The 26,261-nt window shown below is 69.6% G+C and carries 14 protein-coding genes and 2 pseudogenes; 9 read left to right on the top strand and 7 right to left on the bottom strand.

The features are described 5' to 3' along the window. Positions 1-307: 307 nt before the first annotated feature. Genes ACFVQ0_RS28205 through ACFVQ0_RS28195 form a run of 3 tightly spaced genes read left to right on the top strand, consistent with a single transcriptional unit; the run spans position 308 to position 3,457 of the window. Complete coding sequence (locus ACFVQ0_RS28205) at positions 308-1,606, top strand: ABC transporter substrate-binding protein (RefSeq protein ID WP_390091997.1); 1,299 nt, start codon at positions 308-310, stop codon at positions 1,604-1,606. Then, positions 1,606-2,595, top strand: a complete 990-nt coding sequence (locus tag ACFVQ0_RS28200) for a carbohydrate ABC transporter permease (RefSeq protein WP_024490181.1) — start codon at positions 1,606-1,608, stop codon at positions 2,593-2,595. Before ACFVQ0_RS28205 ends, ACFVQ0_RS28200 begins: the two co-directional genes overlap by 1 nt. Beyond that, the gene (locus ACFVQ0_RS28195) at positions 2,588-3,457 is read left to right on the top strand and encodes a carbohydrate ABC transporter permease (protein WP_390091996.1); all 870 of its coding nucleotides are present in this window, start codon (positions 2,588-2,590) and stop codon (positions 3,455-3,457) included. Before ACFVQ0_RS28200 ends, ACFVQ0_RS28195 begins: the two co-directional genes overlap by 8 nt. A 92-nt stretch (positions 3,458-3,549) precedes the next feature. Here ACFVQ0_RS28195 and ACFVQ0_RS28190 read toward each other — a convergent pair whose 3' ends face one another. Further along, positions 3,550-4,410 carry a helix-turn-helix transcriptional regulator gene (locus ACFVQ0_RS28190; protein ID WP_390091995.1) on the bottom strand — a complete coding sequence of 287 codons (861 nt, stop codon included), beginning with the start codon at positions 4,408-4,410 and terminating at the stop codon, positions 3,550-3,552. Between the two features lie 149 nt (positions 4,411-4,559). Here ACFVQ0_RS28190 and ACFVQ0_RS28185 point away from each other — a divergent pair, with 149 nt between their 5' ends. From ACFVQ0_RS28185 to ACFVQ0_RS28175, 3 genes are all read left to right on the top strand, one after another. Continuing rightward, on the top strand, positions 4,560-5,606 hold the full coding sequence (locus ACFVQ0_RS28185; RefSeq protein ID WP_390091994.1) for an NAD(P)-dependent alcohol dehydrogenase: 1,047 nt from the start codon (positions 4,560-4,562) through the stop codon (positions 5,604-5,606). A 46-nt stretch (positions 5,607-5,652) separates the two neighbouring features. Continuing rightward, positions 5,653-5,808, top strand: a complete 156-nt coding sequence (locus tag ACFVQ0_RS28180) for a hypothetical protein (protein WP_390091993.1) — start codon at positions 5,653-5,655, stop codon at positions 5,806-5,808. 167 nt (positions 5,809-5,975) lie between these two features. Next, positions 5,976-6,488, top strand: coding sequence for an alcohol dehydrogenase catalytic domain-containing protein (locus ACFVQ0_RS28175; protein ID WP_390091992.1), 513 nt, complete (start codon positions 5,976-5,978; stop codon positions 6,486-6,488). 519 nt (positions 6,489-7,007) lie between these two features. Here ACFVQ0_RS28175 and ACFVQ0_RS28170 read toward each other — a convergent pair. The 6 genes from ACFVQ0_RS28170 to ACFVQ0_RS28145 all read right to left on the bottom strand — a co-directional run bounded on the left by ACFVQ0_RS28170 (position 7,008) and on the right by ACFVQ0_RS28145 (position 22,830). Next, positions 7,008-8,591, bottom strand: coding sequence for a class I adenylate-forming enzyme family protein (locus ACFVQ0_RS28170; protein ID WP_390091991.1), 1,584 nt, complete (start codon positions 8,589-8,591; stop codon positions 7,008-7,010). Positions 8,592-8,683: 92 nt separating this feature from the next. Next, positions 8,684-14,845 carry a type I polyketide synthase gene (locus ACFVQ0_RS28165; RefSeq protein WP_390091990.1) on the bottom strand — a complete coding sequence of 2,054 codons (6,162 nt, stop codon included), beginning with the start codon at positions 14,843-14,845 and terminating at the stop codon, positions 8,684-8,686. A gap of 64 nt (positions 14,846-14,909) precedes the next feature. Beyond that, entirely contained in the window at positions 14,910-21,458 is a 6,549-nt protein-coding gene (locus ACFVQ0_RS28160; protein ID WP_390091989.1) for an SDR family NAD(P)-dependent oxidoreductase, read from the bottom strand. Positions 21,459-21,616: 158 nt separating this feature from the next. Next, the gene (locus ACFVQ0_RS28155; protein ID WP_390091988.1) at positions 21,617-21,889 is read right to left on the bottom strand and encodes a hypothetical protein; all 273 of its coding nucleotides are present in this window, start codon (positions 21,887-21,889) and stop codon (positions 21,617-21,619) included. Positions 21,890-22,032: 143 nt separating this feature from the next. Then, positions 22,033-22,194, bottom strand: a complete 162-nt coding sequence (locus ACFVQ0_RS28150; protein ID WP_390091987.1) for a hypothetical protein — start codon at positions 22,192-22,194, stop codon at positions 22,033-22,035. Between the two features lie 462 nt (positions 22,195-22,656). Beyond that, complete coding sequence (locus tag ACFVQ0_RS28145) at positions 22,657-22,830, bottom strand: hypothetical protein (RefSeq protein ID WP_390091986.1); 174 nt, start codon at positions 22,828-22,830, stop codon at positions 22,657-22,659. Positions 22,831-23,307: 477 nt separating this feature from the next. Here ACFVQ0_RS28145 and ACFVQ0_RS28140 point away from each other — a divergent pair, with 477 nt between their 5' ends. The 3 genes and pseudogenes from ACFVQ0_RS28140 to ACFVQ0_RS28130 all read left to right on the top strand — a co-directional run. Then, entirely contained in the window at positions 23,308-23,574 is a 267-nt protein-coding gene (locus ACFVQ0_RS28140; RefSeq protein WP_390091985.1) for a hypothetical protein, read from the top strand. A 9-nt stretch (positions 23,575-23,583) separates the two neighbouring features. Continuing rightward, positions 23,584-23,799, top strand: a pseudogene (locus ACFVQ0_RS28135) (multiprotein-bridging factor 1 family protein); the annotation flags it as partial. Positions 23,800-24,192: 393 nt separating this feature from the next. After that, positions 24,193-25,995 (top strand): annotated as a pseudogene (locus tag ACFVQ0_RS28130) (BTAD domain-containing putative transcriptional regulator); the annotation flags it as partial. Positions 25,996-26,261: the final 266 nt, after the last annotated feature.

The raw sequence follows: 26,261 nt of genomic DNA, 5'->3' as shown, positions 1-26,261 counted from the left end.
CAGCTCCGCCCGAGGCGGGGCCGGCGGGTGCGGCCGGCGTCGGGATCGTACGGATCCACGCGGACGAACGGTGTGCCGCCACCCTCCGCGGATGCCTCTGCCGCTGCTCCGATGCCGCGAAAAGTGCTCACAGAGGATCGAGACGTGCGTAAAGATGATTCAAAACACCATTGACCCAACAACTTTGAGCAAATAACGTCTTGGCGTTCCGGTTTTAGGGCAGCGTCCCCCACGGAACGGACCCTGTCGGTTCCCATGGCTTCTCCCGCGCGGTGAGGCTGCGACCCCCACCCCAGGAAGGCTCCGCGTGCGCAGACGTTCCCTCCTCACGGCGGCTGCCGCCACGACGCTCGCGGCGGCCCCGCTCGCGTCCGGCTGCAGTTCCTCCTCTTCGCCCTCGCCCTCCTCTGGCGACGGCTCCCGGCGTGGCCATCTCACCTACGGCGTCTGGGACGTCTACCAGGTACCGGCCATGAACCGGGCGGCGCGGGAGTTCGAGCGCACACGGCCGGGCGTCACCGTCGATGTGCAGCTCACCCCCAACGGGACGTACTGGACCAAACTGCGCACGGCCTGCACCGGCGGCGCCGCACCGGACGTCTTCTGGATGAACGGGCCCAACTTCGGCCTCTACGCCGATGCCGGGCAGCTCCTCCCGCTGGAGACCGAGGGGTCCGACGCCGTGCTGCGCCCCGCCGACTTCCCGGCCGACCTGGTTTCCCTCTACCGCTGGAAGGGCACCCAGTACGGCGCCCCCAAGGACTTCGACACGGTCGCGCTGTGGTTCAACAAGGAGATCTTCGACCGGGCAAAGGCCGACTACCCGGACGCCTCCTGGACCTGGCAGGACCTGATCGCCACCGCCCAGCGGCTCACCGACCGCAAGCGCGGGATATACGGCGTCGGGGCCCCGGTCCGCGCACAGGAGAACTACTACAACTCGATACCCCAGGCCGGCGGCTGGGTCATCTCCCAGGACAAGGAGCACTCCGGCTACTCCGACGACCGCACGCGGGAGGGGCTGCAGCTGTGGATCGACCTGATCCACCGCTACCGCGCCGCCCCGTCCCTGCAGCAGATGACCGACACGGACCCCACCCAGATGTTCCAGTCGGGAACGCTGGCCATGACCTACGAGGCGTCGTACAACGCGGCCACGTTCTACGCCGACCCCGAGCTGCGGGCCAAGGTGGATGTCGCGCCGATGCCCAAGGGCCGCCGCCGTGCCACCGTCCTGCACGGCCTGGCCAACGTCGTCTACGCCCGGACCCCGCGGCCCGAGCTGGCCCGTGAGTTCGTACGGTTCCTCGGCGGGGAGCAGGCCTCACTCCTCCAGGGCAAGTACGGCACCGCCATCCCTGCCCGCAACGGCACCGCGAAGCCCTGGGCGGCCGGAATGCCCCGCTTCGACCTCCAGGTGCACCTGGACGCGCTCGACTACGCGGTGCCCTTCCCCGGCTCCGCCAACAGTGCCGCCTGGCAGCACAAGGAACAGATGTGGCTCGCCAAGGCGTGGAGCGGCGACGCGACCCTCAAGGGCGCCACCGACTCCCTGACCGATGCGATGAACCAGCTGCTCGCCCAGGAGAGGAAGGGCCGGTCCTGATGAGCCTCGATGTGCGTACGCGGTCCGCCGTACCGGCGCAGCGCTCCGGGCCGGACGTCCTGGACCAGCGGGAGCTGCGCCGGCGCGAGCGCCGCTTCAGGAACCGGGACAAGTGGTGGGGCTACGCCCTGATCGCCCCGGCCGGCCTCGGCCTCGCGGTCTTCTACCTGTGGCCGGTGGTGCAGACGCTCTATTACAGCTTCACCGAGTGGGGCGCCTTCGGCGGGACCACCTGGATCGGCCTGTCCAACTACCGCACGCTGGTGGGCGACCCGGAGTTCTGGCACTCGCTGGGCAACACGGGCATCTACACCGGGCTGGTCCTGCTCGGCATTCCGCTGTCGATGGCGCTCGCCGTGCTGCTCAACATCAAGGGCCTGCGCGGCACCGGCGTGTACCGCACGCTCTACTTCCTGCCGGTGGTCACGATGCCAGCCGCCGTCGCGGTGGTCTGGCGCTGGCTCTACAACGGCGACGTCGGCATCCTCAACCACGCGCTGTCCTCGATCGGCATCGACGGCACCTACTGGGTGTCCGATCCGCACACCATCCGCTTCGCGGTAGCGGTCGTCGGCGTGTGGATGACCGTCGGCTACAACATGATCCTGCTGCTCGCCGGCCTCCAGAGCATCCCCGGCGACTACTACGAGGCGGCGGCACTCGACGGCGCGGGACGGGTGCGGCAGTTCTTCTCGGTCACCCTGCCGCTGCTGAGTCCCACCCTGTTCTTCACCACCGTGCTCTCGATCATCCAGTCCCTGCAGGTCTTCGACCTCGTGTACCTGATCATCGGTGCCAACACGACGAACTCGCTCCAGAACCCCGCCTACGGCGAGGGCCAGACCGTCGTGATGCTCTTCTTCCAGAAGGCGTTCTTCGACAACCAGCGCGGCTACGGCGCGGCCATCGTCTGCGTGCTGTTCGTCCTGATCATGGCGCTGACCACCGTCCAGTTCCGGTTGCAGAAGAGGTGGGTCCACTATGCGTGAGGCGACTGTGCGTGACGCTGCGCGTAAGCCGGCGCGGCGGGCGAGCCGCGAAGGCAGGATGTGGCCCGCCCACGTCCTACTCACCCTCGGCGCGGTCATCACCGTGTTCCCCCTGGTGTGGGAGCTGCTCACCTCCTTCAAGAGCTTCGGTGAGTCCGTGCAGGTGCCGCCGACGATCCTGCCCGCGCACTGGGACTGGTCGAACTACAGCAAGGTCTTCGACGGCATCCCCTTCGGCCGGCAGTTCATCAACACCGTCGTGATGGCGCTGCTGCGCACCGCGGCCCAGCTGCTGCTCTGCTCGATGGCGGCCTACGCCTTCGCCCGGATCCGCTTCCCCGGGCGCGGGGCGATCTTCCTGGCCTTCCTCGCCGTGCTGATGGTGCCCGGACAGCTCTTCCTGCTCCCGCAGTACCAGATCATGCAGAACCTCGGCTGGTTGGACTCCATGCAGGCCCTCGTGGTGCCCGGCATGTTCTCCGCCTTCGGCACCTTCCTGCTGCGCCAGTTCTTCATGGGGCTGCCGGAGGAGCTGGAGGAGGCGGCCCGCCTGGACGGCGCCAATCCGTTCACCGTCTTCTGGCGCATCGCCCTGCCGCTGGCCCGCCCCGGGCTCCTGGCGCTGGGCATCCTCACGTTCCTGTGGTCCTGGAACGACCTGATGTGGCCGCTGATCGTGAACACCGACCCGGCCAAAATGCCGTTGTCGGCCGGCCTGGCCTCGCTCCAGGGCGCCCACCTGACCGAGTACCCGGTACTGATGGCCGGCTCCCTCCTGGCGACTCTCCCGGTGATCGTCGTGTTCGTCGCGATGCAGCGCCAGTTCATCCAGGGCATCGCCTTCTCCGGCATGAAGGGCTGAGCACGCCTGACCGACACGTCCGTCCGTACGGAGGGTCGGCTGGAGACCTCCCACTGTGCGGCAACGGGCGGGGCCTCGACACCGACACCCGGTCAGTGGTGTGCGGTCCGGGTGTCGGTGTCGAGGCCCCAGCTGCCGAGCAGCCTCATCGACTCCTCGGAGGCCGAGCCGGGCGCGGCGTGGAAGGTGATCAGGGACATGTCCTGGTCGGCGGGCAGCTTGAGCGTCTCGTAGGACAGGGTGAGGTCGCCCACCAGTGGATGGTGCAGCCGCTTGGTGCCGTACCCCTTCTCCTGGACCGTGTGCGCGGCCCACAGGGTCCGGAACTCCTCGCTCTTCACCGAGAGCTCCCCCACCAGAGCCGAGAGCAGCGGATCGTCGGGCCAACAGCCCGCGCACAGCCGCAGGGCGCTCACCAACTCGACGGCCTTGCACTCCCAGTCCACGTACAGATCTCGCGAGTTCGGGTCGAGGAAGACGATCCGCGCCATGTTCCGCTCCTCGGGCGGCAGCGTCGTCTCGTCGCCGAGCAACGCCCGCGCCATCCGGTTCGACGCCAGGATCTCCATCCGCCGCCCCAGCACGTACGCGGGCACTCCGTCCATGGCATCGATCAGGTACTGGAGCTCCGCCCGCAGCCGCTGCGGGCGGGCGGCGGCGCGCTTCTTCTTCGCCTTCGGGTTCGCCAGATGCGTGAGGTGTGCGTGCTCGGTGTCCGACAGCCGCAGTGCACGGGCGATCGCGTCCAGCACCTCACCGGAGACGTTCCCGCTGTTCCCCTGTTCCAGACGTGTGTAGTAGGCCACGGACACGCCGGCGAGCTGGGCCAGCTCCTCGCGCCGCAGCCCCGGTACTCGCCGGGTCCGTCCCACATTGGGCAGACCCACGTCCTCCGGCTTGAGCCGGGCCCGCCGGAGGCGGAGGAATTCGCTGAGTTCGGCGCGCTGGTCCATGTATTCCAGTATCCGGGTACGGCATGGTACCCACCGTGACCCTGCCAGTAGTACGCACAGCAGACGTAGGCACAGCGGGGACCTGGGCGTTTGTCGGGGCATGAGGCACAGTTGAAGAACCACCCCACCTTTGAGGAGATCATTCCCGGATGACTGTCACCACCGTCGCCGCATACGCCGCCCCCACCCCCAAGGCCCCGCTGGAGCGCACGACCGTGCCGCGCCGCCCGGTCGGCGAGCACGACGTCCTGATCGACATCAAGTACGCAGGGATCTGCCACTCGGACATCCACCAGGCCCGTAACGGCTGGGGCGAAGGCATCTTCCCGATGGTTCCCGGCCACGAGATCGCCGGCGTGGTCGCCGAGGTCGGTCCCGGAGTCACGAAGTTCGCCGTCGGCGACCGGGTCGGCGTCGGCTGCATGGTCGACTCGTGCCGCGAGTGCGAGAACTGCGAGGCCGGCCTTGAGCAGTACTGCTCCGCGGGCAACGTAGGCACGTACAACGCCATCGGCAAGGACGGCGAGCCCACCTACGGCGGGTACTCCACCCACGTGGTGGTCGACGAGAACTACACCCTGCGCATACCCGAGGGCATCGCCCTCGACGAGGCCGCTCCGCTGCTCTGCGCCGGCATCACCACGTACTCCCCGCTCGCCCACTGGAACGCCGGTCCCGGCAAGAAGGTCGCCATCGTCGGCCTGGGTGGTCTCGGTCACATGGGCGTCAAGATCGCCCACGCGCTCGGCGCCGAGGTGACCGTGCTCAGCCAGACGCTGCGCAAGGAGGCCGACGGGCTGAAGCTGGGCGCGGACCACTACTTCGCGACCAGCGACCCGAAGACGTTCGAGCAGCTCAAGGGCTCGTTCGACCTGATCATCTCCACGGTCTCCGCGCCGCTGCCGCTGGACACATACCTCGCGCTCCTCAAGACGGACGGCGCGATGGTCAACGTGGGCGCACCGGAGGAGCCGGTCTCGCTGAACCTGTTCTCCGTCATCGGCGGCCGGAAGACCCTTGCGGGCTCCGGCATCGGCGGCATCCGTGAGACGCAGGAGATGCTCGACTTCTGCGCGGAGCACTCCCTCGGCGCCGAGATCGAACTGATCCGCGCCGACCAGATCAACGAGGCGTACGAGCGGGTGCTCGCCAGCGACGTGCGCTACCGCTTCGTGATCGACACCGCCACCATCTGACGTCCGTCCCCCGGCCGGACGCATCATCCGGTTCATCGCCGCCGCCTTGGCCGACACCACAGCCGAGGTCCTGTCGGCGGACCGCTTCAAGAGCCGCGACGTGAAGACCGCGGAGCAGATCGAAGGCGCCTGCAACGACGGCAGTCCGCCCGGCTCGGCCTCTTCTGACCTGACCGGTCACAACTCTCGCGAAACATCGTGAAGCGACGGGCCCGTGGCCTGCGGCACATGATTGCCGAAGGCCACGGGCCCGTTTCTTTTGACCCAGCGCACAGGGTGGTCCCAGGACGGCGTCCTCGCAACACCCCCGACGAGCCGCGTGAGCGGACTGTCCGTCGAGGATGCGCGTCGACGGCCGCGCGCCCGTCGATGGTGCGCAGCCACCACCTCACCACCGGCGGCGGTATCGATGGCCTGTCACTGCGTACGCACACGCCCCGCGCCCCCGGGGCGGGGGAGGTCGCGGTCCATGCCGCCTCGCTCAGCTTCCGCGAACTTCTGGTGCTGCGTGGACAGTACGTACTGCCTGTCGAACCGGACGTCATACCTGTCTCGGACGGTGCCGGTGAGGTCGTCGCCGTCGGGCCGGACGTCCGGCGGGTGCGCCCGGGCGACCGCGTCACCGCCGCACTGTTCCCGCGGTGGCTGGACGGCCCGCTGGAACCGTCTTACCTGCCGCAACTGGGTGGCTCGCTCGACGGAATGCTGACCGAACTGGCCGTCGGCAGCCGCGCGCAGTTCATCGCGATGAACGACGTCATCACCGCGCATCGGCTCCGACCAGTCCTCGACCGGACGTTCCCGTTCGAACAGGCCGCGGCGGCGTACGGGTACTACGCAACGGCCGGCCCGTCCGGCAAGGTGATCATCAAGATCAGATAGTCGGCGAGCGTACGGGCCGGGGCATTCCGAAGCTGCCCATCCCGCTCGGAATACCCCGGCCCGGACTTCGCCCCGCTGTGTGGGCATGTGCAACCCGTGCAGCCAGGGTTCAGGCAATGTGAGGCGCTTGCCCGCCGCTCGGGATCGGCAGGGCTGAGACGTCGATGAGTTCCCCGTCCTCGAACGGTCTGTCCGGCGACACGACCGTTCCCGACAGGAGTGCCATGTCCGCCATTCAGCCGGTGATCCTGACTGCCCATCGCGATGTTCTGCTCGGCTTCTATACGCAGTTGTTGAGCGCTGAGGAGATCTTCCGGGTGCCTGCGGAAGGACCGGCCTTCCACCTCGGCCTACGCATCGGCGACATGCCGTGGGGACGGCGCCTCCAGCAGATCACCCTGATACTGAGTGCCCTCGCGACCGGCTTGATGGCCGGCCTGTTCGCGGCCTTCGCCGTGTGGCAGGAAGGGCTCGGCGCGGGCCCGGTCATGCGCGAGACGCTGGTGGACGCTGAACACCTTAAACGTACTTGGATCGCAGAAGCACCTTATCGGGCTTTCCGTTGCTGTTCATCGGCAGCACGTCCAACACGTGCATCTTCTCGGGCACATGAATCGGAGACAGCGACTCAGCAATTCCCGCGCGGATCTCCTCCACGTCGACCACCGCACCCGGGTCGCATTCCATGGCCGCGTGGACATGCTCACCGCCATCCTCGTCCGGCACGCCGTATACGGCGGCATGCCGGACACCCGGGTGCGCAAGAATCTCCGCCTCCAGCACGATGGGGTGAACCTTGACGCCACCCACCTTGATGACGTCGGCCACCCGCCCCAAGAGGGTCAGATATCCTCTCTCGTCGATGTATCCGATATCTCCTGTGACATACCAGCCGTCCCGGAGGACCTGTGCGGTCAACTCCGGAAGTTTGTTGTAGCCGTCCATCATCTGGGCCGAGCGAGCGCGGACCTCACCGATCTCACCTGCCGCCAGCTGCACACCCGAGTCCGCGTTGCAGACCATGATTTCCACCCCGGGGAAGGGCCGCCCGACGGTGCCCGCAAGCTTCGGGTCGCCGTGATCCATGTGTGCCAGGTTCGCGATGTGCCCGGACTCACTCGTCCCATATCCCTGCGACAGAACCGGGCCGAGGAGCTCAAAGGCCTGGGCAATTCTGGCGGGTGCGGCGGGGCTACCGCCATAGGCAATGGTTTTTAGCCCGGACAGACCTGCGGCTGCCACTCCATCAGGGTCACGGATTCCCCGCTCAAGCAGATGGTCGACGAATTGGAAGACGTGGGCCGTCGCCATGAACGACCACGAGATCTCCTTCTCCGCGGAGACCGTTTCCACGAACTTCTCGGCGTCGAAGCTCTCCTGGAGATGGATCGTGCCGCCCAGGGCGAAGACCGCGTCTGCCAGCGCGCCGACGGTGTGACTCAGCGGGGTCGACAGCAGGATCGAGGCACAGTCGTGTTGACGAGCGATGTCTATCCATGCGCGCATCGTGGCTTCCCACGCACGGCCGGACAATCGGATGCCCTTGGGCCGTCCGGTGCTGCCACTCGTGAAGTTGATGACGGCCAGCGCGCCCGGGTCCCATGCCGCGGATTCCGGAACATCGTCAACGTCGGCAAGGACGGCTTCCGTGCGGCCCATGTGGTGAAGCCGCGTTACCGGTATCCCGGTACGCTCCGCGAGCTCTGTCGCGCGCTCCGCACCTTCGGCGTCGGCGTAGACGGTGACGGCTTCGGTTTCCTGGAGCATCTGGATCTGGTGATTCACAGGAAGGACCGTGCTGCCGGTGCCGGGATTGGTCGTGCGCAGATAGCACACGGCGCCGCCGAGGAGATTCACCGCGTACCGCACGATGAGCATCTCAGGACTGTTGGATGCGACAAGAACCGCTACAACGTCGCCCTTGCCCACCCCGCGCTTACGCAGTGCCAAGAACACTTCGGTCACGGAACGGACCAAGTCACCACGCGAGAAGGTTTCGCCACGCCAATAGAGGACATCCCGGTCAGGCGCATCCGCAAGCAGAGTAAGGATCTCCGAGGCGTATCCTTGACTTGCGCGCCACCAATTCTCGGGCGGAATCATTCGATCTCCTTTGGTTTTTTCGGGAGGCGGCGGAACTCGCCGAAGCAATTGAGAGCAGGCCGGAGTTGGCCGGCCCGTAGTGCGGTGCGGGCTCATGCCTTGATCCATTTTTCCGTCACGTCTGCCGTGTCCGCGGCGGCCGACTCGATCAGGGTGAAATGGTCGGCAGCGACTTCTACTTCATCGTCCGCGATCTCCCAGGCCGGCCAGGGCCGGCCGCTGTCACCCAAGAGTTCACCGGCACGGATGAGGAGGCTGCGGGACGTGATGCGGGCAGTCGGGCGCTCTGCGAGGAGCCTCAGGTACGTGCCCATGGAGAGCCAGTTGGCGTCGTCGACGACGATGGCCTTGTCCTCACGGCCCAGGATTTCCGTCATCACCATCGAGAAGACCCGGTTGGTCTCCTCCTCGCCGTCCGGGGTAGCGGTATCGATCATCACGACGGGCACCGGGGAGTCCCCGGAGGCCTCGAACCGGGCCGCGAGGGAGCGGGCGACCACTCCGCCGGCGGAATGTCCGACGAGGACGAAGGGGTCCTCGCCCACCGCCTGCCGGATGGCCTGCTCAAGGACCTCGGTGGCCGCTTCCCAGCTGGCCGGTACGGGCTCTCCGCCGCGGAATCCGGGCAGGGTGCAGACGTAAACGTCGCGCCGATCCTCGAAGTGGGCCGCGAACCGCATGAATTGGTGCGGGCCCGAGCCGACCACGAAGGACGGAACGCAGACGATCTTCAGCCGTTTCCCGTCCGCGTCATCGGCGCTGTCCACGGCCTGGCGGGCTGCGAGTTGGACGACGTATCCACGAGCGTCCCCGAGCTCCGCCGCAGAGGCGAACGAGCTCTGGAAGCGCGAGGCTTCGATCAGCAGTGGCACCGTGTGCTGGATCGAACCCGAGGTGTGTGCGCGGCACATCAGGGTACCCAGGGTGCCCAGGCCGGACCGGCTTTCCGAACCACTCGGCCCGGCCGCCGCCAGGGACACCGGGACCTCGTCGGAGGTGCCCGCGGTAGTGATGGTGTCGTCGGCCTCGGTGAGGAGGAACTCGGCCACTGCCTGGGGGGTCGGGTGGTCGAAGACGAGGGTGGCGGGGAGTCGTATGCCGCTGGCCTGGGTGAGGCGGGTGCGGAGTTCGACGGCGCCGAGCGAGTCGAGGCCCAGGTCCTTGAAGGCCCGGCCGGGGTCGACCGTGGCTGCTGAGGTGTGGCCGAGTGCGGCGGCGGCCTGGGTCCGGACCAGCTCCAGGACGAGATGCGAACGGTCCGCCTCCGCGACGTCGGCGAGGCGCTGGGTGAGGGAGCCGTCGGCGGCCTGGGTGCGGCGTGCGGGCATCCGTACGAGTCCGCGCAGCAGGGTGGGGAGCAGTCCGGAGCGGGCCTGGTCGCGCAGGACCGACCGGTCGAACAGAACGGGTGCCAGCAGGGCGGCCCCCATCCGCCGCGCCCGGTCGAAGAGGCGGAGCCCGAGTTCGGTGGGGAGGGCGGTGATGCCCATGCGGGTCAGTTCGGCGGCATCTGGCTCACCGGTCATGCCGGTGGCGTCGGCCCACCGGCCCCAGGCGAGGGAGGTGGCGGGCAGGCCGAGGGCGTGGCGGTGGGCGGCCAGGGCGTCGAGGGTGGCGGTCGCCGCGGCGTAGTTGCCCTGGCCGGGACTGCCGATGAGGGCGGCCACGGAGGAGAACAGGACGAAGGAGGAGAGTTCCAGACCGGCCGTCAGCTCATGCAGGTGCAGGGCCGCGTCCACCTTCGGGGCGAAGACTCGTTCCAGCTGTTCGGGGGTGAGGGTTTCGATGGTGGCATCGTCGAGGATCCCGGCGGCGTGGACGACGGCGGTGAGCGGGCGTGTCAGCGAGCCGATGAGGGACGCGAGTTGAGCGCGGTCGGTGACGTCGCAGGCGGCGGCGTCGGCCTGGGCGCCGAGTTCGGCGAGCTCCGCGACGAGTTCCGTGACCCCGGGCGCGGTGGTGCCGCGGCGGCTCAGCAGCAGCAGATGCTTGGCCCCGTACGCCTTCGCGTAGTGCTTGGCGAACAGCGCGCCCAGACCATCCGTGCCACCGGTGATCAGGACCGTGCCCTCCGGATCCAGGGTGGGGCGTGGGGTGACCGCGGCCGTGTCAGCGCGGGCGAGGCCGGGGGCCAGGGGTCCTCCGGCACGGACGGCGAGCTGGGGTTCGTCGAGGCCGGCGAGAGCGGCCCAGTCGAGGGTGGTGGTGTCGGTGCCGCCCTCGGTGTCGATAAGGAGGAAGCGGTCAGGGTGTTCGGACTGGGCGCTGCGGACCAGTCCCCAGACCGGCGCCTGTGCCAGCTCGGGGACCTCGCCTTCGGCCGTCGTGACGGCATTCCGGGTGACCACGACCAGCCGGGAGTCGGCGAAAACCTCCATCGCCAGCCACTGCTGAAGCAGAGCGAGGGTCCGCTGGGTGACCTCCCGGACCGTGGCACCGGTGGACTCCACCACCGTGACCACCAACTCCGGCACCAGCTCTCTCGTCGCCACCGCGGTGCCGAGCGCGGCCAGATCCCCGTACTCCTCCCCCAGCACGGCGACTTCGGTCCTCGCCACCTCACGGGAGGCGGGTACGGCCGTCCAGTCGATCCGGAACAGAGAGTTCTGACGACCGGCCTGGGCCGCCTCCAACTGTTCCCGGCCCGCTGGACGGAAGGCGAGTTCTGCCACGCTGACGACGGGCTCGCCCTGCTCTCCCGCGACGTCGACACGGAGCGCGTTCTCACCGGCCGGGCTGATCCGTACCCGCACCCGGTCCCGGGCCCGGCCGGTCTCGCCGAGCCGGATGCCCGCCCACGAGAACGGCAGTCCAACCGAGGGTCCGTCGCCCTGGAGCAGCCAGTCCAGACCGCTGTGCAGAGAGGCGTCGAAGAGAGCGGGGTGTATGCCGAATCCGCCCGCGACCTCGGCATACCCCGCGGGCAGGGCAACCTCGGCGTACACCGCGTCCTCGGCACGCCAGGCGGCCTGCACGCCCTGGAAGACCGGTCCGTAGTCGAATCCGATACCGGCGAGGCGGTCATACAGTGCCTCGGCCGTGAAGGGCTCGGCCCCGGCGGGCGGCCACTGCGCCGCCCAGACCACCGGCTGCTCCGTCGCGGCGGACAGGGTTCCGCGGGCGTGGCAGGTCACTTCGCCGCCCTCGTCCTCCGCACTGTCATCGGAACGTGAGAAGAGGGTGACTTCACGTCGGCCGTCCGGCGCACTCTGCCCGACGACGACCTGGAGCTGAACGCCGGTGTTCCCGTCCAGCAGGAGCGGCGCCTCCATGACCAGCTCGTCGAGTACGGGCGTCCCGACGCGATGTCCCGCGGCAAGCGCCAGCTCCACCAGCGCGGTGCCGGGGACGACGACGGACCCGAGGACGACGTGGTCTTCCACCCAGGGCAGCGTCTCGCTGGAGACACGGCCGGTGAAGAGCCACTCGTCCCGGTCACCGATCTGCGCACAGGCAGCGAGCACCGGGTGATCCACCTGCCCGAGCCCGGCGCCCGTGACGTCGCCCGTGCCACTGCCGGAGCCGGGCGAGAGCCAGTAGTGCTCGTGTTGGAAGGCATAGGTGGGAAGGTCAATGGGGCGGGCGCCGGTGCCGACGTAGTAGGCGTTCCAGTCGATGGGGACACCGGCGGTGTGGGCGTGACCGAGGAAGGTGGCGAAGGCACTGGCCTCGGAGTGGCGTGCGCGCAGCGCGGGGGCGAGAACAAGACTGTCTTCGCCATCGAGACACTGACGCGTGAGCGCCGTGAGGATGCCGTCGGGGCCCAGTTCCAGATAGCGGGTGACGCCCTCGCGCTGGAGGGTGCGTACGCCGTCGTGGTAGCGGACGGCGCTGCGGATGTGCTGGACCCAGTACCCGGGGTCGGTCAGCGCGTCGGTGACGACCTCACCCGTGACATTCGAGACAACCGCAATGCGCGGCCGACTGAAGGCCAGCCCTTCGGCGACCTTACGGAACTCGGTGAGCATCGGTTCCATACGCGGAGAATGAAAAGCATGACCGACCCGCAGGCGGGTGGTCTTACGGCCGAGATCCTCCCAGCGCGGAAGCCACCGGTCCAGAACATCGAGATCACCGGAAACGACTACCGAATTGGGTCCGTTGACCGCGGCGATCTCCAGACGGCCCTCACACCCGGCCAGAGCCTCGACAACTTCGGACTCTTCGGCTTGCACAGCGGCCATACCACCACCGGCAGGCAGTGCGCCCATCAGACGGCCACGCGCGGCAACCAGCACACACGCATCCGCGAGGGAGAGAACACCCGCGACATGCGCGGCAGCAATCTCACCGACCGAATGCCCCATCAGGTAGTCCGCCCGGATCCCGAAGGATTCCACGAGCCGGAACAGAGCAACCTCGATGGCGAAGAGCGCGGCCTGGGTGTATTCGGTGGCATCCAGCGTCGAATCCTCCGCGGCGAGCAGCTCGCGCAGCGAACGGCCCAGGAGCGGATCAAGCTCCCGGCACACCCCGTCGAGCGCGGCGTCGAACACCGGGTAGGCGGCAGCGAGTTCCAGACCCATTCCGGCGCGCTGCGCACCCTGCCCAGTGAACAGGAAGGCGGTCTTGCCACTTACCGGCCGCCCCCGAAGCACACCGGCTCCGGACTCCCCGGCAGCCAGCGCCGCGAGCCCCGCGAGCAATTCCTCCCTACCACCGGCAACGACCACACCACGGTGCTCCAGTTGAGCTCGGGTGGTCGCGGCGGAGTACGCGGTGTCCAACAGGCCGGACTCGGGCCGGGCCGCCAGGTGCCCCCGAAGGCGTTCCGCCTGAGCACGCAACGCCGGCACGTCGTGGCCGGTCACAATCACCGGCAGGACGGGCGGGCTCTGCCCGGTCCCGGTGGTCCCCGTGGTCTCTGCTGGCGGGCGGGCCGGGGGCTCCTCAAGGATCAGGTGTGCGTTCGTGCCGCTGATGCCGAAGGAGGAGACGCCCGCGCGGCGCGGACGACTCTCGGCGGCCGGCCAGGGCTCGGCCTCGGCCAGCAGGCGCACCTCACCCGCCGACCAGTCCACCTGCCGGGACGGGGCATCCACGTGGAGGGTCGCGGGCATGGTGTCGTTCCGCATCGCCATGACCATCTTGATCACGCCGGCGACGCCGGCGGCGGCGGAGGTGTGGCCGATGTTGGACTTGACGGAGCCCAGCCGCAGCGGGCCGTGCTCGCGGCCCTGTCCGTAGGTGGCCAGCAGCGCCTGCGCCTCGATCGGGTCACCGAGCCGGGTGCCCGTTCCGTGACCGTCGACGAGGTCGACGTCCTTGGCTTCGAGCCCGGCGTTGGCGAGAGCCTGGCGGATGACGCGTTCCTGCGAGGGACCGTTGGGAGCGGTGAGGCCGTTGGAGGCACCGTCCTGATTGACGGCGCTGCCCCGGATGACACCGAGGATGCGGCGGCCGTTGCGGCGGGCGTCCGAGAGGCGCTCCAGGACCAGCAGACCCAGGCCGTCCGAGAAGCCCGTACCGTCCGCTCCGGCCGCGTACGATTTGCAGCGCCCGTCGGCGGCGAGGCCGCGCTGGCGGCTGAACTCGGTGAGCAGGAACGGGCCGGACATGACCGTGACGCCGCCGGCGAGGGCCAGGGAGCACTCACCCGAGCGCAGGGACTGCGCCGCCAGGTGCAGGGCGACGAGCGAGGAGGAGCAGGCTGTGTCCACGGACACGGCCGGGCCCTCCAGGCCCAGGGTGTACGACACCCGGCCCGAAAGGACGCTGGCAGCGCCGCCCGTGAGGCGGAACCCCTCCAGATCGGACGGCATCCGGCCGCCGTAGTCGGAGGCCAGGGCGCCGCAGAACACACCGGTGTTCGAACCGCGCAGGGAGGTGGGGTCCATACCCGCGTCCTCCAGGGCTTCCCAGGCTGCCTCAAGGGTGAGGCGCTGCTGCGGGTCGATGGCGAGGGCCTCACGAGGACTGATCCCGAAGAAGTCCGCGTCGAAGTCACCGACGCCGTCGACGAAGCCGCCGCCGGTGGCGTACACCTTGCCGCGCTGCTCGGGGTCGGGGTCGTACAGGTTCGCCAGGTCCCAGCCGCGGTCGTCCGGCAGCGGGGTGATGGCGTCGCGGCCTTCCGCGACCAGCTGCCACAGCTCCTCGGGCGAGGAGACCCCGCCCGGGTAGCGGCAGCTCATGCCCACGATCGCCAGCGGTTCCGTGGACTGGCCGAGGAGCCGCCGGTTCTGGAGACGGAGGCGCTCGGTCTCCTTCAAGGAGTTGCGGAGCGCCACGATGAGGTCGTTCTGGTCTGCCATGGGTGCTAACGCTCCTTGTACGGTCGTGCTGCGGCTGACGCCCGGGCCGTGATGGGCGTGGCGCTCACGCCGCGCCCACCGTGGTCATGCGGATGAGGGCCTCGACGTCCATCTCGTCGATGGACTCGGAGACCTCGGCGCTCTGCCCGGTCTCCTCCGGGCCGCCGACGGCGAGTTCGAGGAGGGCGTCGAGCAGGCCCGCGGAGCGCAGACGGCCAAGCGGGATGGCGGCGAGGGCCTCGCGGATCCGGTCCTCTTCGGAGGACTGGTTTCCGGTGGTGGCGCCTTCGGTGGCCAGGGGGACCAGGTAGCGGGTGACGGCGGTCGGGTTCGGGTGGTCGAACACCAGGGTGGTGGGCAGCCGCAGCCCGGTGGCCTGGGTGAGGCGGTTGCGCAGTTCGACACCGGCAAGGGAGTCGAACCCGAGGCTCTTGAAGGCACGTTCGGGCTCGATGGCCTCGGGTGAGGAGTGTCCGAGCACGGCCGCGACGTGGCCGCGTACGAGGGCCAGTACGACGCGCTCCCATTCCTCCTGCGGTACCGCGGCCAGGGTCTGGGCAAGCGAGCCCGCGCCGGAGTCGGAGCGGCGGGCGGGCACCTTGGCGAGCCCGCGCAGCAGTCCGGGCAGCAGGCCGGCCCGGGCCTGGGCGCGCAACGCGGCCTGCTCGAAACGTACGGGCACCACGAGTGCGGCGTCCGACTTCTGGGCCTGGTCGAAGAGTTCAAGGCCGAGTTCGTTGGAGATGCCGCCGAATCCCATGCGCTCCACGCGGGCCAGTTCGGCGGCGTCGAGCTCGCCGGTCATGCCGGTGGCGTCGGCCCACAGGCCCCAGGCGAGCGAGGTGGCGGGCAGGCCGAGGGCTCGGCGGTGGGCGGCGAGGGCGTCGAGGGTGGCGTTGGCCGCGGCGTAGTTGCCCTGGCCGGGACTGCCGATGAGGGCGGCCACGGAGGAGAACAGGAGGAAGGAGGACAGTTCCAGACCGGCCGTCAGCTCATGCAGGTGCAGGGCCGCGTCCACCTTGGGCCGCATCACACGGTCGAGCCGTTCGGGGGTGAGTCCCTCCACCAGCCCATCGCTGAGCACGCCCGCGGCGTGGACTACGGCGGTCAGGGGATACTCCAACGCACCTATTACCTTGGCGAGTTGGGCCCGGTCGGTGACGTCGCAGGCGACGATGTCGGCCTGGGCGCCGAGTTCGGCGAGCTCCGCGGCGAGTTCAGCGACTCCAGGGGCGTTCATGCCGCGGCGGCTGAGCAGCAGGAGGTGCTTGGCTCCGTACGCCTTCGCGTAGTGCTTGGCGAAGAGGGCGCCGAGGCCGCCGGTGCCGCCGGTGATGAGGACGGTGCCGTTGGGGTCGAAGGGGGTGGGGACGGTGAGGACGATCTTTCCGGTGTTGCGGCCTTCGTGGAGGTGGCGGAAGGCGTCTTGTCCGCGGCGCACGTCCCAGGTGCGGACAGGCGTGTGGGCGAGGGCGCCCTGTTCGAAGAGGGCGACGATCTCGCGGAGCATTTCCTGGATGCGGTCGGGTCCCGCTTCGAACAGGTCGCAGGAGCGATAGCGGACTGAGGGCTGCTGCTCGGCGATGACCTCGGGGTCCCGGATGTCGGCCTTGCCCACTTCGATGAAGCGGCCGCCGCGGGGCAGCAGGTCGAGGGTGGAATCGACGACCTCGCCTGCGAGTGCGTCGAGTACGACGTCCACACCGCTGCCGTCCGTCGTGGTGATGATGTGTTCGCGGAAGGCGAGGTCACCCGAGTCGGCGATGTGGTCATCGGTCACACCGAGGGCGCGCACGGCGTCCCACTTCGGTGTGGAGGCGGTGGCGAAGACTTCGGCGCCGAGGTGGTGGGCGATCTGCACGGCCGCCATGCCGACGTCACCGGCGGCCGCGTGGACCAGCAGCCGCTCACCAGCACGCAGGTCGGCCAGGTCGACGAGGCCGTAGTAGGCAGCCAGGTAGACGATGGGTACGGCTGCGGCTTGGGCGAAGGTGAACCCGTCGGGCATGGGGACGATCATGGGACGTTCGGTGATCGCGCGGGGTCCGAAGGAGTCCGGAATCAGGCCCATGATCCGGTCCCCGGGGGCCAGGTCGGTGACGGCCGAGCCGACTTCGAGGACCACGCCGGCGGCTTCGCTGCCGAGCGCGGCCTCACCCGGGTACATGCCCAGGGCGACCAGTACATCGCGGAAGTTCAGGCCCGCGGCCCGGACCCCGACCCGCACCTCGTTGACACCGAGCGGCCGGTCGGCGTCCGAGGACATCAGCGCCAGGCCCTCCAGCGAGCCTTTGCGCGTCACGCCCAGCCGCCAGGTGTCCCCGGCGAGGGCGGAGAGCTCTGCACGGCCCAGCTGGGGTACGAGGAGTTCGCCCGCCCGGACCGCGATCTGCGGCTCGTCCAGGGAGGCCAGCGCCGCCCAGTCGAGGGTGTTCTCCTCGCTCCCGGCGGCCCGGTCGCCGTCGGAGTCGAGGTCTATGAGGCCGAACCGTCCCGAGTGCTCGGACTGCGCGCTGCGCACCAGCCCCCACACGGGGGCCTGCGCCGGCTCGGGCGCCCTGCCGCCTGCGGCGACGGCGTTCCGGGTGACCACGACCAGCCGGGAGTCGGCGAAGGCCTCCGTCGCCAGCCACTGCTGGAGCAGAACGAGGGCGCGGGCGGCGCTCGCGTGCACCGACTCCGCGGTCCTCGCCTCGTCGGCCACCGGCTCGGCGTCCAGGGCGGCGAGGACCGTCCCGGGTACCGGGGCGCCCTCGGCAAGGGCCTTCTCCAGGGCCGTCAGGTCGGGGTGGCGGTCCCACTCCGCGGGGGCGGCGGCGAGCTCGCCGAGGACGGCGACACCGGCCAGGTCGGCGGCCGGAGTCCCGGCGGCGGCCGGTACAGGCAGCCAGTCGAGTTGGTAGAGGGAGTTCCGGCCCCCGCGCCGGGCGGACTCCAGCTGGGCCAGGTCCACGGGCCTGACGGCCATGGTCTCCACGGTCAGCAGCGGGACACCGTCCTCGTCGGCGAGGGCGATGCGCAGTGCGGAGTCCCCGGCGGGGCCGATCCGCACCCGGGCCCGCGTGCCGCCGGCAGCGGGGCCAGCACGGACGCCGGACCAGGAGAACGGCAGATCGGCGGTGGCGCCGGGCTCCTTGTCGAGGAGGCCGCCGTGCAGGGCGGAGTCCAAGAGGGCGGGGTGGAAGGTGAAGCCCTCGGTGCGCGCGTCCTGCGGCAGCGAGATCTCGGTGCAGATGTCGTCGCCCACCCTCCAGGCGGCGCGGACGCCCTGGAAGAGCGGACCGTAGTCGTAACCGGCCTCGGCGAGGCGGGCGTAGAGGGTGTCCACGGCGACGGGCCGGGCTCCGGTGGGCGGCCATGCGGCCGGGAACGCGGGTGCCGGTTCGGCGTCGGCGGTGAGCCAGCCATGGGCGTGACGGGTGGCCGGGCGGTCCCCGTCCTCATCGGAGGTCTCGGGGCGCGAGTAGACGACGAGTTCACGGCGGCCGTCCTCGCCGAGGCGCCCCACGGTGATCTGGAGCTGCCGGGCGGAGTCCTCGTCGAGGACGAGCGGCGCCTCCAGCACGAGATCGTCGAGTACGGGCGTACCCGCATGGCGGCCCGTGGTGAGGGCGGCCTCCACCAGGGCAGCGCCGGGCAGCAGGACCGTACCGAGGATGGCGTGGTCCTCGGTCCAGGGCTGCGAGGTACGAGCGAGACGACCGGTGAAGATCCACTCGTCACGGTCGCCGACCTGGACGGTGGCGGACAGCAGCGGATGGCCGAGGGAGCCGGGTCCGGTGGCGGTGATGTCGCCAGTGCCGGTGCTGGGGGTCACCCAGTGCTGCTCGCGCTGGAAAGCGTAGGTGGGGAGCTGGACACGCTCCGCGCCCGTACCGGCGAAGAGGGTGTGCCAGTCGATGGAGGCCCCGCCGACGTGGGCCTCGGCGAGGGACGTGGCGAAGCGGGCCGGGCCGCCCTCGCCGCGACGCAGCGAGCCGACGGACCGGACGTGGTCGGTGGCGTCGAGGTCGTGGACGGTCTCGTCGACGGCCATGGTGAGGACGGGGTGCGGGGAGAGCTCGACGAAGAGGTTCGCGCCGTTGCCGACGAGGGCTCGGACAGCGGGTTCGAAGCCGACCCGGCCGCGGAGGTTGCCGTACCAGTACGCAGCGTCGAGCTCTGTGGTGTTGAGGAACTCGCCGCGGGCGGTGGAGTAGAAGGGGATTGTGCCGCTGCGCGGGGTGATCGGGGCCAGGAGCCGCAGCAGCTCCTCCTGGACGCTCTCGACCTGCACGGAGTGGCTGGCGTAGTCCACGGGGATGCGGCGGGCACGGGCCCCGTCCAGCTCGCAGACCGACTGGAGCTCGTCGAGTACGGCGGGCTCACCCGCGACCACGACGGCACCGGGGCTGTTGACGGCGGCTACCGAGATCCGGCCGTCGAACCGCTCCAGATACTTCTCGACGCGATCCAGGGGCAGCAGAACCGACATCATCCCGCCCTGCCCGGTGAGGTGTTCGCGTACGAGACGGCTGCGCAGGGCGACCACACGGGCGGCGTCGTCGAGGCTGAGGCCGCCCGCCACGTAGGCGGCGGCGATCTCGCCCTGGGAGTGGCCGACGACGGCGGAGGGCTCGACGCCGTGGGAACGCCACAGTTTCGCCAGGGACACCATCACGGAGAACAGCGCGGGCTGGACGACGTCGACGCGCTTCAGGGTCGGCGCGCCGGGTGCGCCGCGCAGGACGTCCTCAAGGTCCCAGTCCACGTAGCGTGCGAGGGCCTCGCCGCAGGCGGCGATCTCCTCGGCGAACACGGGCGCGGAGTCGAGGAGTTCGACGGCCATCCGCTCCCACTGGGCACCCTGACCCGGGAAGACGAACACGGTCCCGTCTCCACCGGGGCGGCCCTGGAAGACGTGGGCGGCGGGCTCGGCCGCGGACAGCGCGGCCAGGCCGGCCAGCAGCGCGCTCCGGTCGGTGGCGACGACGGCGGCTCGGTGCTCCAGGTGGGCGCGAGTGGTGGCCTGCGAGAAGGCGACGTCGGTCACGGTGAGACCGGGCTCGGCGATCAAGTGGGCGCGCAGGCGGTCGGCCTGGGCGCGCAGGGCGGCGTCGCTGCGGGCGGAGACCAGGACGGGCGCGGCGGGCAGCTCGCGGACAGGGGCGCCGGGAGCCCGCGGGGCCCCGGCGGCCGCTTCGGCAGCGGTGTCCGTGCCGGCGGTGCCCGCCGGCTCCGGCTGCTCCGGAAGCGCCGAGGGCTCTTCGAGGATGACGTGCGCGTTGGTCCCGCTGATCCCGAACGACGACACACCCGCCCGCCGCGGACGGTTGAGCTCCGGCCACTGCTGAGCTCGCGTCAGCAGCCGCACCGTGCCCGCCGACCAGTCGGCCTCCGGGGTCGGCTCGTCCACGTGCAGCGTCGCGGGCATGACCCCGTTACGCATCGCCATAACCATCTTGATGACACCCGCGACACCCGCCGCAGCCTGCGTGTGACCGATATTCGACTTCAGCGAGCCCAGCCACAACGGCTCCTCGCGACCCTTCCCGTACGCGGACACCAGAGCCCGCGCCTCGATCGGATCCCCCAACTTGGTGCCCGTACCGTGCGCCTCCACCACATCCACCTCGGACGCCGACAGCCGCGCGTCGGCCAGCGCAGCCCGGATGACCCGCTCCTGCGACGGCCCGTTCGGCGCGGTCAGCTGACTGCTCGCACCGTCCTGGTTCACCGCGGAGCCACGCAGCACCGCCAGCACCCGGTGCCCGCCGCGCCGCGCGTCCGACAACCGCTCAAGCACCAGCAGACCGACACCCTCGGCCCAGCCCGTACCGTCCGCCGAAGCGGAGAACGCCTTACAGCGCCCGTCCGGCGCCAGCCCGCGCTGCCGGGAGAACTCCACGAACGTACCCGGCGTCGCCATCACCGTCACACCGCCGGCGAGCGCCATCGAGCACTCCCCATGACGCAGCGACTGCGCGGCGAGGTGCAGCGCGACCAACGACGACGAACACGCCGTATCAACCGTCACCGCCGGCCCCTCGAAACCGAAGGTGTAGGACAACCGGCCCGACGCGATGCTGCCGGCGCTGCCGGTCAGCAGGTAGCCCTCGAAGTCCTCGGGCTCCTTCGGGGTCCGCGACCCGTAGTCGTCATACATGACACCCGCGTACACCCCCGTACGAGTCCCCCGCAGCGCGGTCGGGTCGATACCCGCGTGCTCGAAGGCCTCCCAGGCCGACTCAAGGAGCAGCCGCTGCTGAGGGTCCATCGCAGCAGCCTCACGGGGGCTGATGCCGAAGAACTCGGCATCGAACCGGTCCGCCTCGTACAGGAATCCGCCCTCGCGGCAGTACGAAGTCCCCAGGTGCCCGGGGTCCGGGTCATACAGACCTTCCAGGTCCCAGCCACGGCCCTCCGGAAACGGACCGACCGCGTCCCGTCCGGCACCCAGCGACTCCCACAGGTCAGCCGGGGAAGCAACGCCACCCGGGAGCCGGCACGCCATGCCCACGATCGCGATCGGTTCATGAGCGCGCTCCTCAAGCTCCTGCACCCGCTGACGGCTCGCCCGCAGATCGACCGTCGCCCGCTTGAGGTAGTCGCGAAGTTTCTGCTCGTTGTCCATGCCTACCTACCGAGTTCATTGTCGAGTGCCGCAAGGAGTTCGTCGTCGGTCGCCACCTCAAGGCCGTCTCCACCGGAGCCGCCCTCCACCGTCCGGAGCGAACCTCGCAACCGCACGGCGTACGTCTCCGCCGGGCAGGGTTCCGCGGGCGTGGCAGGTCACTTCGCGGCCCTCATCCTCCGCACTGCCGTCGGAGGGTGAGTAGACCGTGAGTAGAGGGTGACTTCACGTCGGCCGTCCGGCGCGCTCTGCCCGACGACGACCCGGTGCTGGACGACGGTGTTCCCGTTCAGCGGGAGCGGCGCCTCCATGACCAGCACGTCGAGTACGGGCGTCCCGACGCGGTGTCCCGAAGTGCCGCCGATACCCGGCGAGGTGATGCCCTCAGCGATACGCGGGTTCTCGGTGGCGGGCCAGGGCTCGGTGGCCATAGTGCCCCGACCGGGCCCAGACCAAGAGCCGCGTGCGGCAGTCGAGCGGGCCACCGCCACGTGGGAGGGAGAGAACCCGCAGCCCGCGTCGCGCTCCGGCATCCGCACCATGGGCGCTCCGATGGCGCCGGCACCGGGAAAGATCATCCGGTCCAGCATGTTGCGTGCCAGTCGGTGCCCTCGTCGGAGGCGGGCCGGCGGTGCGCGGCGGCGTCGGCGAGGACCTGGTTGGCCCGCTCGATGGTCTGCGGGTTGCACTTGTCCTCGATGCCCAGCAGTCGGCCGCCGACCCGCACGATGGCCATGAGCTCGTCGATCTGCCGCTCGGTGGGATGTGGCTTCGTTCCCTTTCAGCAGCAGCGTCTGTCTACTGGTTCGGGCAGCAGTTGGCGATCTCGGGACTCAAGGATGTTCACGCCCGGCGGCACGCTTGAGCACGCCCGGGATCATGGCTTCGCGCTCTTCCAGCGGACTGGCTGAAGGGCGACGCAACACATATGGCGCCCCGTCAGAACGAGCGCCGAATGAGCGTCACGAGCGTCGTCTCAGCGTCAGGACATCGCCCGAAACGCCCACACCGCGCATCCAGCCCACCCGCAAGACAGCAGGTCGGGCCGCCTTCGCGACCGGCTCCAGAATCGCCACGCACTCCACGTGATGGGTCATGGGAAGCATGCACCACGCCCTGACGCGCGAGAAGCTGCAAGTCAGGTGGGCTTCCTCGTCTCTGCGGGCAGACTTTCAAGGCTCGGAGCATCAGACGAGCGTCAAGCCCGACGCCGTCCCCTGGGCGGCCACAGGCTGCGCCGAGGCGTTGCGGATACGGCTTCGACGGCGATCCGCGCCACCGAGGCGGCGGCACCTGCCGCAATCAGCGCCCCGGAAACGAGCACCGTGACGCGCGCCGCGCGCCGCTCGGTGAGCGAGTAGAAGGTGATCACAGCGGATTTCACGGTCGGCGCCCTCAGCTGAGGGCGCCGGCCGGAGACGGTCTCACGCGGCAACGTGATCGCGCCGGGGTTCCTGATTGTCGTCGGTGGAGCCCGCAACGGTCAGGAGGGTGTATCTGCGCTGGGCAAGCGTGCCGCCCGGCCCTGAATGATTGATGAACTCGCGCCCAGGATATTGGGATGATCCCCGCATCTAAACGCCGCCCACTCGGCGGCGATTCCGGTTCATGACGCAAATCTGCTGGTCAAGTCTGCGAGAACTTGCGGAACTGCTGCGTCAACGGAAAGCACCGGCGTGGACGCCCATGCATCAACCGACTTGAAGGGTATCCCTCGAACGGTCGGCCCAATGGCACGATGCAGGTCCGACCGGCGTCGGCAAACGCCCTTCGGACAGCAGGACTTGGAGCCCGCAATCGCTCTCGCGCCGTGACGCGTGGGGGCCTCTCGATATCAGGAGACACGACCATGTCGCATCCGTCCGTTCCGGCCCTCTGTGTGGTGCACGGTGAGCCCCGCCGCAACCAGCTCACCACCGCCGATGCCGTCGTCATCGTGGTCATCGCCGTGCTGGCGTGTGGGCTGTCCACTGCTGGCATGGGACTGCCGTCGGTCCTGTCCGTACTGAGCGGCGCCGGCGTGGTGGCTGCCGGCACGCTGATGACCGTACGGGGAGGAAGCCGGACGCCCGGCCGCGTACTCGCCCGCGTCCTGCAAGTGTTCACCACAGCCTGAGCATTGCTGGTGGGACGTACGGAGAGGCCGATCGCCTCGTCGAACAAGGCGCTGGTCGCGTTGGCCCAATGGTTGCGCGACCAACGATCGGCTCGCGGATACTCGTATGCGGATCTGGCTGCACGTTCCGCATGCCATGCGACAACCCTTCAACGGGCTGCATCGGGCCGGTCGATCCCCACGAAGCAGAGCGTGGAGATGTACGCGCGGGCTTGCGGTGCGTCGGAGAACAGGGCCGTGGAACTGTGGCGGCTGGCCTGTGTCCGCGGCTCCGGCGGCCCGCCACGAGGTGCACCGAATCCCCTGGCGATCGATGGCATCGGCTCGTTCAAAGCCGGGCTGCGTACCTTGTACGAGCTGGCCGGCCGGCCGTCGATGCGTGAGATGGAGAAGCAGGCGGGTACGGGCTGTCTTCCGCACAGCACTGCGCACCGCATCGTGCGGGGCCGGACCGTGCCACGCGATGTCCATCAGTTGACGGGTTTTCTGAAGGCCTGCTCGATCGGACCGGCGGAGCATCCGTTGTGGATCGACGCATGGCAGCGTGTGCTCGGCGGGGAAGTCCTCCCTGCGCCGCCTCTGCCGCCGCAGATACCGGCCGGTGCGGAATCGCCGGCCATGACGATTCGATCCGGGACACGCGCCAGTGAAGGGCCCGTCGAAGTGGCGGCGGGACTCGCGGCGCCACAGCCGAACCTGCAGTTCTCCGTACTCGGTCCGGTACGGGTCCGGCGCGGCACGGAGTCGCTGCCATCCGGCTCACCGCAACAGCGTGCCCTGCTCGCGGCCCTGCTCATGAGGCACGGGCGTACCGCCACGGCCGCCGAACTGATCGACGCCATCTGGGGCGAGGAGCCGCCTTCCCAGGCTCTGGCGGCGCTACGTACCTACGCCTCCAGGCTCCGCAAGACCCTTGGCCCGCTCGTCCTGGCGAGCGAATCGGGCGGGTACACGATGCGGATCGAACGCGAGGCACTCGACCTGACCATGGCTGAGGACCTGGCGGCTGAGGCGGAGAAGGTTCGGGCTTCCGGCGACCGTCACCGGGCCAGGGCCCTCCTCAACGGGGCGCTCGCCCTCTGGGGTGGAGAAGCACTGACTTCACTGCCCGGTCCGTACGCCGAAAACCAGCGCACCCGGCTGGAGGAATGGCGGCTTCAGCTCACCGAGACCCGTCTCGATCTGGATCTGGAGGTCGGCGGGCACGCGGAGACGGTCTCCGAACTCACCGCACTCACCGCAGCGCACCCGCTGCGCGAGCGGCTGCGCGAACTGCTGATGGTGGCCCTGTATCGCAGTGGGCGGCAGGCGGAGGCACTGGCCGTCTACGCGGACACCCGCCGGCTGCTCGCCGATGAGCTTGGTGTGGATCCGCGCCCCGAACTGGCCCGGCTCCAGCAGAGCATCCTGCGCGCCGACGAGGAACTGAACCGCCCTGCGGACGAATCCGATCCGACGGCTTTCCCGGTCCGTCCCGCACAACTTCCCGCAACTGTGCCCGACTTCACAGGCCGCACCGCGCTCATCCGGGAGCTCGGCGATCGCCTCGCCTTCGCGGAGAGCCTCTCCGCCGTCTCTGGTATCGGCGGCGTCGGCAAGACGACCCTGGCGATCCACGTGGCACACGGGGCACGCCAGCACTTTCCAGACGGGCAGCTCTACGTAGACCTCCAGGGCGCGGGCTCCCGGTCCGCCGAGCCCAGGACGGTCCTCGGGGCGTTCCTGCGGGCGCTCGGCGTGCCGGATTCAGTGGTCCCTGACTCACTGGACGAGCGCGCCGCGCTCTACCGGTCCGCATTGGACGGCCGCCGCGTCCTGGTCCTCCTGGACAACGCCCACGACGCAGCGCAGATCCGCCCCCTGCTGCCCGGCACGCCGGGCTGCGCCAGCCTGGTCACCAGCCGGGTCCGGATGGTCGACCTGGCCGGCGCGCACCTCGTCGACCTCGACGTGATGTCCCCCGCGGAAGCGCTCAAGCACTTCACCAGGATCGTGGGGCGTGAACGAGTCGACGCGGAACGCGGCGCGGCCCGATATGTGGTCGCCGCTTGCGGCTTCCTGCCGCTGGCCATCCGCATTGCCGCCTCCCGAATGGCGGCCCGCCCCGCCTGGACGATCGCGAGACTGGCAGCGCTGCTCGCGGATGAGTCCGGACGGCTCGCTCAACTACAGGCCGGCGACCTGGCCGTGCGACCTGTCATGGAGCAGAGTTACGCCCAGCTGGACGCCGAGCAGGCGCGTGCCTTCCGGCTGTTGAGCGCATCAACCGGCGTCTTCCTGTCCCTGTCCGAATCGGCAGGTCTTCTCGACCGGAACCCCCTACAGGTACAGGCTCTCCTGGAGGGACTGATCGATGCCGGTCTGCTCATGCCCGTAGGGCCGGGGCACTATCAAGTACACGCTCTGGCACGACTCTTCGCGTTCTCCCTCCGCTCTCCATGACTCGGACTCCAACGGCCTGGGGAGACAGCCGGGTCGAGGTGTGCTGGGCCCGGGTTCGGGCCATGGACACATCTGCTGGAATCAGGGGTGAGCCCCCTTGCCCAGCACGCCCGATTGCCCGCCAGGACGGGTCTCGCCGCCGAGAGGAGTCGCTCGGTCTCCATGCCGAGGTCACGTGGCCCACGAGGGCCGATCCGTCCGCTCAACCCGCTCCCTGGACCACAGAACCGCAGGTCAGTCGTCCT

Origin of the sequence: Streptomyces sp. NPDC057900, from assembly GCF_042887885.1 — a bacterium.
Taxonomy (GTDB): Bacteria; Actinomycetota; Actinomycetes; order Streptomycetales; family Streptomycetaceae; genus Streptomyces.
This window is presented reverse-complemented; position numbering and strand designations above follow the sequence as displayed.